Source organism: Streptomyces sp. CB01881 (assembly GCF_002953255.1).
In the GTDB taxonomy this organism is placed as follows: Bacteria; Actinomycetota; Actinomycetes; order Streptomycetales; family Streptomycetaceae; genus Kitasatospora.
In genome coordinates this window covers 1,475,543-1,487,179 of record NZ_CP026498.1, presented here as the reverse complement: position 1 = coordinate 1,487,179, position 11,637 = coordinate 1,475,543, and the positions used below count along the sequence as shown (strand labels likewise).

The window sequence follows — 11,637 nt, the reverse complement described above, 5'->3', positions numbered from 1 at the left end:
CCGGTCGGGGCCACGGGGGCCCCGACCGGCTTCGCGGTCAGCTCTGCTCTTCCTCCTCCACCCAGCCCATGGTGCGCTCCACGGCCTTGAGCCACTTCTTGTACTCGCGGTCCCGGGTGGCCTCGTCCATGCGCGGGGTCCACTCGGCGGCGCGGTGCCAGTTGGCCCGCAGGGTGTCCAGGTCGTTCCAGAAGCCGACGGCCAGGCCGGCCGCGTAGGCGGCGCCGAGCGCGGTGGTCTCGGCCACGTACGGGCGCTCGACCGGGGCGTCCAGCACGTCGGCGATGTTCTGCATGAGCAGGTTGTTGCTGGTCATGCCGCCGTCGACCTTGAGCGCGGTGAGCTCGACGCCGGAGTCCTTCTGCATGGCGTCGACGACCTCGCGGGTCTGCCAGGCGGTGGCCTCCAGGACGGCCCGGGCCAGGTGGCCCTTGGTGACGTACCGGGTCAGGCCGGCGATCACACCGCGGGCGTCGGAGCGCCAGTACGGGGCGAACAGGCCGGAGAAGGCCGGGACGAAGTAGGCGCCGCCGTTGTCCTCGACGGTGTTGGCGAGGGTCTCGATCTCGGCGGCGGTGGAGATGATGCCGAGCTGGTCGCGCAGCCACTGGACCAGCGAGCCGGTGACGGCGATCGAGCCCTCCAGGGCGTAGACCGGCTTCTGGTCGCCGATCCGGTAGCCGACGGTGGTCAGCAGCCCGTGGTACGAGTTGACGACGTCCTCGCCGGTGTTCAGCAGCAGGAAGGTGCCGGTGCCGTACGTCGACTTGGCCTCGCCCTTGTCGAAGCAGGTCTGGCCGAACAGCGCGGCCTGCTGGTCGCCGAGGGCGGAGGCGACCGGGACGCCGGCGAGGTCGCCGACGGCCTCGCCGTAGACCTCGGCGGAGGAGCGGATCTCCGGCAGGACGGACATCGGGACGCCCATCGACTCGGCGATCTTCTCGTCCCACTGCAGGGTGTGCAGGTTCATCAGCATGGTGCGGCTGGCGTTGGTGACGTCGGTGACGTGCTTGCCGCCGTCGACACCGCCGGTGAGGTTCCAGATCACCCAGGTGTCCATGGTGCCGAACAGGATGTCGCCGGCCTCGGCGCGCTCGCGCAGGCCCTCGACGTTGTCCAGCAGCCAGCGGATCTTCGGGCCGGCGAAGTAGCTGGCCAGCGGGAGGCCGGTCTCGCGGCGGAAGCGGTCCTGGCCGACGTTGCGGCCCAGCTCGCGGCAGAGCGCCTCGGTGCGGGTGTCCTGCCAGACCAGCGCGTTGTGCACCGGCTCGCCGGTGTTCCGGTCCCACAGGACGGTGGTCTCGCGCTGGTTGGTGATGCCGATGGCGCGGATGTCGTCCCTGGTCAGTCCGGCCTTCTCCAGCGCACCGCGGACGACCGACTGCACGCGGGTCCAGATCTCCGCGGCGTCGTGCTCGACGTAGCCGGGCTGGGGGAAGATCTGCCGGTGCTCCTGCTGGTCGACGGCGACGATCCGCCCGTCCGCGCCGAAGATGATGCAGCGGCTGGAGGTCGTGCCCTGGTCGATCGCGGCGATGTAGTTGCCCGTGCCAGTGGAGGTCATGAGGGTCCTCGGCTCAAGATGGGGGTTCGGGTGGGTGGGCCTGACTCGTGGGGTCAGTCCCCGTGCTCGGGTGGGGCGAAGCCTGGCTCCGGAAAGATGGCCGGCTTTAGAAGATCGCGTTGTACAGGCCGCCGGCCAGCAGACCGCCGATGACCGGGCCGGCCACCGGGATCCAGGCGTAGGACCAGTCGGAGCCGCCCTTGTTCGGGATCGGCAGCAGCGCGTGCACGATGCGCGGGCCCAGGTCGCGGACGGGGTTGATGGCGTAGCCGGTCGGGCCGCCGAGCGAGAGGCCGATGCCGACGACGGTGAACGCGACGATCAGGATGCCGAGGCCGGACTTGCCCAGGCCCTCGTTGGTGCCCTGGGTGAGGATCGCGAAGCAGAGCACGAAGGTGCCGATGATCTCGGTGAGCATGTTCTGGACCGGGTTCCGGATCTCGGGACCGGTCGAGAAGATGCCCAGGGTCGGCTCCTTGTTCTCCTGGAACTGGCCGAGGTAGGTGGCCCAGACGAGGACGGCGCCGATCATCGCGCCGAGCAGCTGGGAGCCGAGGTAGACGGGGACGTCGCCCCATTCGCCGCTCTTGACGGCGAGGGCCAGGGTCACGGCCGGGTTCAGGTGCGCGCCGGACTTGGGGGCCGACATGTAGGCGGCGATCATCACCGCGAAGCCCCAGCCGAAGGTGATCGCCAGCCAGCCGGCGTTGATGGCCTTCGACTTCTTGAGCGTCACGGCGGCGCAGACGCCGCCGCCGAGAAGTATCAGGGCGGCGGTGCCGAGGGTTTCGCCGACGAAGATGTCGCCGGTGGAGAACGCGGACACAAAGACTCCCTTGTCCATATGGCCCGGAGGTGCGGGTGGGGGCAGGTGGCCGAGCGATCACTGTGCGGGTGAGCGCTCTGCGGGGGGGATCCGCTCGGCCATCGTTCGACAATGTCGACCGTCATGCGGAAGCTTCCTCCCCGGGCCGCCTTCACGTCAAGGCCGGGTTACGCAGCTGTGACCCTTCACTCGAAGTCACCAAACGGATCATTGCAAACACGGACAAAACGCTAAGGCGCGGACAGGCATCGCGCCTGTCCGCGCCTCAGCGTGAACGTCGGACTTCCCGGCGCCGACCCGCCGCACAGCCGCCCCGCGGCGTCAGAACCGCCCGGCTCCCAGGTCCCGCGAGATCGCGCGGGCGGCGCTGCGCACCGAGGCGACGAGCGAGGGCTTCACGAAGCCGTCCTCGCAGACCCGCTCCACCGCGCCGCTGATGCAGACCGCGCCCACCGGGTTGCGCCGCCGGTCCTGGATCAGCGCGCCGATCGAGGCCACGCCCTCCCAGGTCTCCTCGATCGAGTCGGCCCAGCCGCGCTCGCGGGTCAGTGCCGCCTCGGCGTCCACGTCCGCCGGCTCGGTCAGCGTCCGCGCGGTGTACGCCTCGTACGGCCCGTCGCCCAGCTCGCCGCGGGCCACCGGGTCGTAGGCCAGCAGCACCTTGCCCAGCGCGGTGGAGTGCAGCGGCTGCATCGAGCCGACCTCCAGCACCTGCCGGGTGTCGTCCGGGCGGAAGACGTGATGCACGATCAGCACGCCCTGCTGGTGCAGCACGCCCAGGTAGACGGTCTCGCCGGACGCCCTGGCCAGGTCGTCCGCCCAGACCAGGGCCCGGGCGCGCAGCTCGTGGACGTCCAGGTAGCTCTGGCCCAGCCGCAGCAGTTCGGCGCCCAGCTGGTACTTGCCGCTCTCCGGGTCCTGTTCCACGAACCCCTCCATCTGGAGGGTGCGCAGGATGCCGTGCGCGGTGCCCTTGGCCAGGTCCAGCGCCGTCGCGACCTCGGACAGGCCCAGGCGGCGCTCACCGCCGGCCAGCAGGCGCATGATCGCGGCGGCCCGGGAGAGCGACTGGATCGGGCCGGGCATTCGGTACCTCCGGGCTGACAGGTGGTCGACAATGTCGACCACAGTGGTAACGGGATGAGTCTGCCAGGCCGCCCCCGGTCCGTGCACCTTCCCCCTCGGAAAGTCCGGCACCGGCCGAACGGTAGGCCCGGCGCCGGCCGGCGGCTCAGCGCCGGCCGCGCGCCACCTCGGCGGCCAGCGCGGCGATCTCCCGCGGGCCCACCCGGCAGCAGCCGCCCACCAGCCGGGCGCCGCCCGCCAGCCAGCCGCTCACCCGGTCCGGACGGAACGTCGGCTCGCCGCGCCAGTCCCGGACCCCGGCGTCCCACTCCTCCCCGCTGTTCGGGTACACCACCACCGGCTTGCCGGTCACCTGCGCCGCCAGGGCCACCGCCGCGTCCGCGTCCTGCGGCGTGCAGCAGTTCACCCCCACCGCCACCACCTCGTCGGCCTCCGCGGCCAGGGCCAGCGCCTCCGCGAGCGGCTGCCCGGCCCTGGTCCGCCCGCCCGCCACGCTGTACGACAGCCAGGCCGGCACCCCCAGCCCGCGCACCGCCCGCAGCAGCGCCCGGGCCTCGTCCGCGTCCGGGATGGTCTCCAGCGCCAGCACGTCCGGCCCGGCGGCCGCCAGCGCCTCCAGCCGCGGACGGTGGAACGCCTCCAGCTCGTCCACCGTCAGCCCGTACCGCCCCCGGTACTCCGACCCGTCCGCCAGCACCGCCCCGTACGGGCCCACCGACGCCGCCACCCAGAGCGGCCGGCCCGCCCGCTCCCGCTCCGCCGCCGACCGCCGCGCCGCCTCCCTGGCCAGCTCCACGCTGCGCGCCAGCAGCGCGGCCGCCTCCGCCCGGCCCACCCCGCGCCGCGCGAACCCCTCGAAGCTCGCCTGGTAGCTCGCGGTGATCGCGACCTCCGCCCCGGCGTCGAAGTAGGCCCGGTGCGCGGCGGCGACCGCCTCCGGCGCGTCCGCCAGCAGCCGCGCCGACCACAGCGCGTCGCCGAGGTCGTGCCCGGCCGCCGCCAGCTGGTTCGACATCCCGCCGTCCAGCACCAGCGGACCGGCGGCCACCGCGGCGGCGAAGTCCGGCGGGGGAGTGGCGGGCATGACGGCCTCCAAGACCTGCTCCTCGGGCAAAGCTCCTGGCCACAGCCTAGAAGACGGGCGAGACCGCCTCCCCGGAAATCCATTTGCCGCAGAGTCAACGGGTCGCTACGTTGTGCTCATCCCGAGAACGACGACGCCGAGCCGGGCGCCACACCGGAGAGGAGCCGGCCATGGCCGTGGAGCAGCACCCCGTCGGCACCGACACGGACGAGCAGGCCTGGCTCGCCGCCTACGACCCGCGCGCCTACACCCCCGTGGCCGTCACCGTCGACATCGTCGCCCTGACACTGCGCCACGGCGGCCTCCACGTCCTGCTGGTCGAGCGGGCCGGCCCGCCCTACCAGGGCTCGTGGGCACTGCCCGGCGGCTTCCTCAAGGCCGGCGAGGAGGGCCTCGACGAGGCTGCCGCCCGCGAGCTCGCCGAGGAGACGGGCCTGCAGGGCAGCTCCGGCGCCGAAGCCGCCCTCAGCCGCATACACCTCGAACAGCTCGGCACCTACGGGGCCCCCGACCGCGACCCGCGCATGCACGTCGTCTCGGTCGCCTACCTGGCCTTCGCACCCGACCTGCCGGACCCCGAAGCCGGCTCGGACGCGGCGCGGGCGGCCTGGCACCCCGTCACCGGCCTTGACCTCCGGCCGTCCATCGGCCGGTCACCAGCCGCCGGCAGGCCCGTCGACACCCACGGGGGTGGCGTCGACGGGCCTGCCGGCCCCTCTTCCGAAGCCGAGACGTCCGAAACCGAGACGCGCCCAGCCGAGACGTCCCGAGCGGAGGCGGACCGGTCCGCCCCCATCACCCTGGCCTTCGACCACGCCCGCATCCTCGCCGACGGCCTCGACCGCGCCCGCGCCAAGATCGAGTACAGCCCGCTGGCCACCGCCTTCCTCCGGCACGACTTCACCATCCCCGAGCTGCGGGCCGTCTACGAGGCCGTCTGGGACGAGAAGCTCCACGCCGGCAACTTCCACCGCAAGGTCCTCTCCGTCCCCGGCTTCGTCGAGAGCACCGGCACCACCACCGAGCGCGGCGGTGCCCGCGGCGGCCCCCGCGCCCGCAACTACTGCGCCGGCGACGCCCAACTGCTCCACCCCGCCCTGCTGCGCCCCACCCGCGAGGACGAGATCCGCTGACCGCCGCGCCGCGGCCCGTCCCTGCACCCGCCGTCCCGGCGCCCGCCGGTTCACCGACGGCCGACCGAGATCAGCAGACCGCTGCCGTCCTGCACCCGGCGGCACTACCATCCGGCCATGACCACTCAAGAGGTGAGCAGGACGACCAACCGGCCCAACTCCCACTGCCACTGGTGCGGCACGCCCTACCCCGCCGGCACCAAGACCTGGCCGCGCACCTGCCCCGGCTGCTCCGAGATCAGCTACCGCAACCCGCTGCCCGTCGTCGTCACCCTCCTCCCGGTCACCCAGGGGAGCGGCGAGCCCAGCCTCGTCGTCATCCGCCGCACCATCGAGCCCGGCTACGGCGAACTGGCCCTGCCCGGCGGCTACGTCGACTACGGCGAGAGCTGGCAGCAGGCCTGCGTCCGCGAACTCCGCGAGGAGACCGGAATCCTCGCCGACGCCTCCGAGATCACCCTGGTCGCCACCGACTCCGACACCCGCGGCGGCTTCCTCTGCCTCTTCGGCCTGCTCCCCGCGCGCCCGCTCGCCGAGCTCCCGCCCTCCAAGCCCACCGACGAGACCGACGGCTGGCAGCTCTCCACCCCGGAGACCCCACTCGCCTTCGCCTTCCACACCCGGGTCTCCCAGTCCTGGTTCAACGGCGAGTTCACCCCTCGCTGACCGGCAGCGGCAGCGGGCTGACCAGGCCCGCACCCCCGGGGCAGACCCTGGCGCACCGGGCGATCACATGGCAGGGTCTGCACCGACAGCCCCAACCGGACGGGCCCTGCCACAAGCATCCCGTCCCATCCACCGGCCGGGAGACCACCACCGTGAGCACCCCACCCCAGGACCAGCCGCTCTGGCGCCCCACCCCCGCTCGCGCCGCCGCCACCGCGATCGTGGCCTTCCAGGCCTGGGCCGCCGAACAGCACGGCGCCCCGGCCGCACCGCTCGCCCCCACCACCGACGACCAGCAGGCCGCCCAGCGCTACGCCGACCTGCACGCCTGGTCCACCGAGGACCTCGACCGCTTCTGGACCGCCGTCACCCAGTGGTTCGACGTCCGCTTCACCCAGGCCCCGGACGCCGTCCTCGCCGACGCGACCATGCCCGGCGCCCGCTGGTTCCCCGGAGCCCGCCTCAACTACGCCGAGCACGCCCTGCGCGCCGCCGAGACCCCGGCCAACGCCGACAGGCCGGCCGTCCTGCACCTCGACGAGACCACCGAGCACCCGGTCGTCCTCACCTGGGCCGAGCTGCGCCGCCAGGTCGGGTCCCTCGCCGCCGCCCTGCGCGCCCGCGGCATCGGCCCCGGTGACCGCGTCAGCGCCTACCTGCCCAACATCCCGCAGGCCGCCGTCGCCCTCCTGGCCACCGCCGCCGTCGGCGCCGTCTGGACCAGCTGCGCCCCCGACTTCGGCGCCCGCAGCGTCCTCGACCGCCTCCAGCAGATCGAACCCGCCGTCCTCTTCGCCGTCGACGGCTACCACTACGGCGGCAAGGACCACGACCGCACCGAGGTCGTCGCCGAACTCCGCCGCGAACTCCCCACCCTGCACACCGTCGTCCACGTCCCCCTGCTCGGCGGCCCCGCCCCCGAGGGCGCCCTGCACTGGGACGACCTGGTCGCCGACGACGTCGAGCCGGTCTTCGAGGCCGTCCCCTTCGACCACCCGCTCTGGGTCCTCTACTCCTCCGGCACCACCGGCCTGCCCAAGGCCATCGTCCAGAGCCAGGGCGGCATCCTGCTCGAACACCTCAAGCAGGCCGGCCTCCACCTCGACCTCGGCCCCGAGGACCGCTTCCTCTGGTACACCTCCACCGGCTGGATGATGTGGAACTTCCTCCTCGCCGGCCTCCTCACCGGGTCCACGATCGTCACCTACGACGGCAGCCCGGGCCACCCCGACACCGGCGCCCTCTGGTCGGTGGCCGCCCGCACCGGCGCCACCGTCCTCGGCACCTCCGCCGCCTACGTCATCGCCAGCCGCAAGGCCGGCCTGCACCCCGGCCGGGACCTCGACCTCTCCGCCGTCCGCTGCATCGGGACCACCGGCTCCCCGCTCCCGCCCGACGGCTTCCGCTGGATCTACGACGAGGTGAAGGAGGACGTCTGGCTCGCCTCCGTCAGCGGCGGCACCGACGTCTGCTCCTGCTTCGTCGGCGGCGTCCCCACCCTTCCCGTTCACCTCGGCGAGATCCAGGCCCCCTGCCTCGGCGCCGCCGTCGAGTCCTGGGACGTCCAGGGCCGCCCGCTCACCGACGCCGTCGGCGAACTCGTCGTCACCAAGCCGATCCCGTCCATGCCCACCGGCTTCTGGAACGACCCCGACGGCACCCGGTACCACGACAGCTACTTCGACATGTACCCCGGCATCTGGCGCCACGGTGACTGGATCACCGTCACCTCGCGCGGCACCGTGGTCATCCACGGCCGCTCGGACTCCACCCTCAACCGCCAGGGCGTCCGGATGGGCTCCTCCGACATCTACGAGGTCGTCGAGCGCCTCCCCGAGATCGCCGAGTCCCTGGTCATCGGCCTGGAGGAGCCCGACGGCGGCTACTGGATGCCGCTCTTCGTCGTCCTCGCCCCCGGCGCCACGCTCGACGACGACCTGATCGGCCGGATCCGCAGCTCGCTGCGCACGGAACTCTCCCCGCGCCACGTCCCCGACGAGGTCATCGCCGTCCGCGGCCTCCCGCACACCCTCACCGGCAAGCGCATCGAGGTCCCGGTCAAGCGCCTGCTCTCCGGCACCCCGCTGGAGCAGGCCGTCAACCCCGGCTCCGTCGACAACCTCGACCACCTGCGCTTCTTCGAGCAGCTCCGCCGCGACCGCCAGGCCTGACCCCGGACACGACGAAGGGGCGCCCCCATGACGGGGCGCCCCTTCGTCGTGTCCGGGTGCGCTGGCACGCGTGCGGGCGCGGCAGCCACGCGTCCGCTACTCGCCGGACAGCACCTGCTGCGCCGCGGCCCGTGCGCCCTCGGCGCTGTCCGCGGCCCGGGCCGCCTCGGCCGCCCGACGGCACTGCGCCAGCGTGTACTTGGCCAGCGTGGACCGCACGTAGGGGATCGACGCCGCACCCATGGAGAGGCTGGTGACCCCGAGACCGGTCAGTACCACGGCCAGCAGCGGGTCGGACGCCGCCTCGCCGCAGACGCCGCAGCTCTTGCCGGTGGCCTGCGCGGCCTCGGCCGAGAACGCCACCAGGTCGAGCAGCGCCGGCTGCCACGGGTCCTGGAGTCGGGCCAGCGCACCCACCTGGCGGTCGGCGGCGAAGGTGTACTGGGCGAGGTCGTTGGTCCCCAGCGAGAGGAACTCCACCTCCTGCAGGATCGACCGCGCCCGCAGCGCGGCGGACGGGATCTCCACCATCGCGCCGTACTTGGCGTTCAGGCCGGCTTCACGACACGCGTCCGCGAAGTCCCGGGCGTCCTTGCGGTCGGCCACCATCGGGGCCATCACCTCAAGGTGCACCGGCAGCCCCTCGGCGGCCTTCGCCAGAGCGCGCAGCTGGGTCTGCATCACCTCGGGGTGCTCCAGCAGCGTGCGCAGGCCGCGGACACCGAGCGCCGGGTTCGGCTCGTCCGCCGGCGTCAGGAAGTCCAGCGGCTTGTCCGCGCCCGCGTCCAGCGCCCGGACGACGACCCGGCCCTCCGGGAACGCCTCCAGCACCTTGCGGTACGCCTCGACCTGCTTCTCCTCGGTGGGCGCCTTGGCGGAGTCGTCCAGGAAGAGGAACTCGGTACGGAACAGGCCGACGCCCTCGGCCCCGGCCTTCAGAGCGGCCGGCAGGTCCGCCGGGCCGCCGACGTTGGCGAGCAGCGGCACCCGGTGACCGTCGGAAGTCTGCCCCGGACCGGAGGAGGCGGCGAGGGCGGCCTTGCGCTCGGCGGCGATCCGGCGCAGCTCGTCCTGCTTGTCCTGGGACGGCTCCACCAGCACGTCGCCCGAGCTGCCGTCCACCGCGACGACGGTGCCCTCGGGCACGCCGGCGGCGCCCGGCAGCGCGACCACGGCCGGCACGCCCATGGCGCGCGCGAGGATGGCGCTGTGGCTGGTCGGCCCGCCCTCCTCGGTCACGAAGCCGAGCACCAGCGTCGGGTCCAGCAGCGCGGTGTCGGCCGGCGCCAGGTCCCGGGCGAACAGCACGTACGGCTCGTCGCTGTCCGGCACACCGGGCATCGGGACGCCCAGCAGCCGCGCCACGATGCGGTTCCGGACGTCGTCAAGGTCGGCGACGCGGCCGGCCAGGTAGTCCCCGGCCGACGCGAGAAGCGCGCGGTAGGCGGCGAAGGCGTCGTAGACGCCACGCTCGGCGCTGCTGCCGACGGCGATCCGGCGGGCGACGTCCGCCATCAGCTCCGGGTCCTGCGCCATCAGCGCCTGGGCCTCCAGCACCGCCTGGGCCTCGCCGCCGGCCAGGTTGCCGCGAGCGTTGAGGTCCGCGGCCACCGCCTCGACGGCCGCCTGGGCGCGAGCCTGCTCACGCGGGGCGTCCTCGGTCGGGATCTGGGTGGCCGGCGGCTCCAGCACCGCCGTCCCCATGTGCCGCACCTGGCCGATCGCGACCCCGTGGCTGACACCCACGCCGCGCAGCGTCTTCTCCATACTCACTGTCTCCGCTGAGAGAAGCGGCCCCGCCGGGTACCGCTGTGTGCCGGGCCGCCCCGGCGAGTGCGGCGGGGCGGGTGTGTCGGGATAAAGGGGGAGGAGGTCAGTTCCAGCTGAACAGGGCGTCGCCCACGGCGACCTCCCCGTCCTCACGGACGTCGCCGAGCGAGTCGGTCGCAGCCTCCAGCGCGACGATCGGCGAGATCGGAGACTTGCCGGCGGCCTCGACGGCGGCCGGGTCCCACTTGATGACGGCCTGGCCGCGGGTCACCGTGTCGCCCTTGTTGACGAGCAGCTCGAAGCCCTCGCCGTTCAGCTGGACGGTGTCGATCCCGAGGTGCGTCAGTACACCGTGCCCGTCCGCGTCGACGACGACGAACGCGTGCGGGTGCATGGAGACGACGACACCGTCCACCGGAGCCACGGCCTCGGTTGGCCTGCGAACCGGATCGATCGCGGTGCCGGGACCGACCATCGCGCCCGAGAAGACCGGATCGGGCACGCCGGCGAGCCCGACGACACGGCCGGTCAGCGGCGACGTCACAGTGGTCATGGTTGAGCCTCCCAAGTGCGCAGTACAGCGAGCGGCCGCGAGCTGCGGCAGGACATCGCGTGAAGCCTAAATCATGTCAACTTCGGACATCTGCTGACTTCCCGGGCGAAGAACCCGCGCCCGTCCGCCCACTTCGGCCGACATCTCACCGACCGACAGTGGTCTAGTCCTCTTCACCGATGCGCCGCACTCTACAGGCATCTTGGCGAATCGGGACCATTGCTGTATATGCTCGCGAGAGCAACAAATCATGCCGCCGACCGGGTGATGCCCGGCGTGGCCCGGTTCGCGCTCCGGCTCGGGACCCGCTATGGTTGGTCGAGTCGCCGCAAGACGACGGTTAACAGCAGATTTCAGATGCGAAAAGCACCGGAAAACGGAGCGGAAAGCATCTGCTAAGCTGGGAACACGAAAGAACGAAGCGCCCGGAGGGCCCGCTGGAAGGCGGTCCGAAGGAAGTGTCCGTTCCTTGAGAACTCAACAGCGTGCCAAAAGTCAACGCCAGATATGTTGACATCCCCGGCCTCGGACCTGTTCCGGGGTTGGAGATTCCTTTTGAAATAACACAGCGAGGACGCAGTGCGCGGGGCCGCCCTATTCCGGTGGTTGCCGTGCCGCTCAACGCGGGTGTGAACGGGCTCTGTTTAATGTCGGGGCCCCGTAATCATTCACGGAGAGTTTGATCCTGGCTCAGGACGAACGCTGGCGGCGTGCTTAACACATGCAAGTCGAACGGTGAAGCCCTTCGGGGTGGATCAGTGGCGAACGGGTGAGTAACACGTGG

General features: G+C 72.4%; 9 protein-coding genes. 3 read left to right on the top strand and 6 right to left on the bottom strand.

What is annotated here, in order from left to right:
- Positions 1 to 37 precede the first annotated feature (37 nt).
- The 4 genes from glpK to mmuM all read right to left on the bottom strand — a co-directional run bounded on the left by glpK (position 38) and on the right by mmuM (position 4,560).
- On the bottom strand, positions 38 to 1,564 hold the full coding sequence (gene glpK / locus C2142_RS06510; protein WP_148641504.1) for a glycerol kinase GlpK: 1,527 nt from the start codon (positions 1,562 to 1,564) through the stop codon (positions 38 to 40).
- A 106-nt stretch (positions 1,565 to 1,670) separates the two neighbouring features.
- On the bottom strand, positions 1,671 to 2,390 hold the full coding sequence (locus C2142_RS06505; RefSeq protein ID WP_277347238.1) for an MIP/aquaporin family protein: 720 nt from the start codon (positions 2,388 to 2,390) through the stop codon (positions 1,671 to 1,673).
- A gap of 321 nt (positions 2,391 to 2,711) precedes the next feature.
- Positions 2,712 to 3,476, bottom strand: a complete 765-nt coding sequence (locus C2142_RS06500; RefSeq protein ID WP_148641502.1) for an IclR family transcriptional regulator — start codon at positions 3,474 to 3,476, stop codon at positions 2,712 to 2,714.
- 145 nt (positions 3,477 to 3,621) lie between these two features.
- Positions 3,622 to 4,560 carry a homocysteine S-methyltransferase gene (mmuM, locus tag C2142_RS06495; RefSeq protein WP_148641501.1) on the bottom strand — a complete coding sequence of 313 codons (939 nt, stop codon included), beginning with the start codon at positions 4,558 to 4,560 and terminating at the stop codon, positions 3,622 to 3,624.
- Positions 4,561 to 4,730: 170 nt separating this feature from the next.
- Between mmuM and C2142_RS06490 the strand changes: the two genes are divergently transcribed.
- The 3 genes from C2142_RS06490 to C2142_RS06480 all read left to right on the top strand — a co-directional run bounded on the left by C2142_RS06490 (position 4,731) and on the right by C2142_RS06480 (position 8,530).
- Entirely contained in the window at positions 4,731 to 5,693 is a 963-nt protein-coding gene (locus C2142_RS06490) for an NUDIX domain-containing protein (RefSeq protein WP_148641500.1), read from the top strand.
- Positions 5,694 to 5,810: 117 nt separating this feature from the next.
- A complete protein-coding gene (locus tag C2142_RS06485; RefSeq protein ID WP_148641499.1) occupies positions 5,811 to 6,359 on the top strand; it encodes an NUDIX domain-containing protein in 549 nt (182 codons plus the stop codon).
- 152 nt (positions 6,360 to 6,511) lie between these two features.
- Positions 6,512 to 8,530, top strand: a complete 2,019-nt coding sequence (locus tag C2142_RS06480) for an acetoacetate--CoA ligase (protein WP_148641498.1) — start codon at positions 6,512 to 6,514, stop codon at positions 8,528 to 8,530.
- A gap of 96 nt (positions 8,531 to 8,626) precedes the next feature.
- On the opposite strand, the gene ptsP is transcribed toward C2142_RS06480, so the two are convergent.
- Both ptsP and C2142_RS06470 read right to left on the bottom strand, forming a co-directional pair.
- Positions 8,627 to 10,297: a phosphoenolpyruvate--protein phosphotransferase gene (ptsP, locus tag C2142_RS06475; protein WP_148641497.1), complete on the bottom strand. Its 1,671-nt coding sequence runs from the start codon at positions 10,295 to 10,297 to the stop codon at positions 8,627 to 8,629.
- Positions 10,298 to 10,403: 106 nt separating this feature from the next.
- On the bottom strand, positions 10,404 to 10,853 hold the full coding sequence (locus C2142_RS06470) for a PTS glucose transporter subunit IIA (protein WP_148641496.1): 450 nt from the start codon (positions 10,851 to 10,853) through the stop codon (positions 10,404 to 10,406).
- Between the last annotated feature and the right edge of the window lie 784 nt (positions 10,854 to 11,637).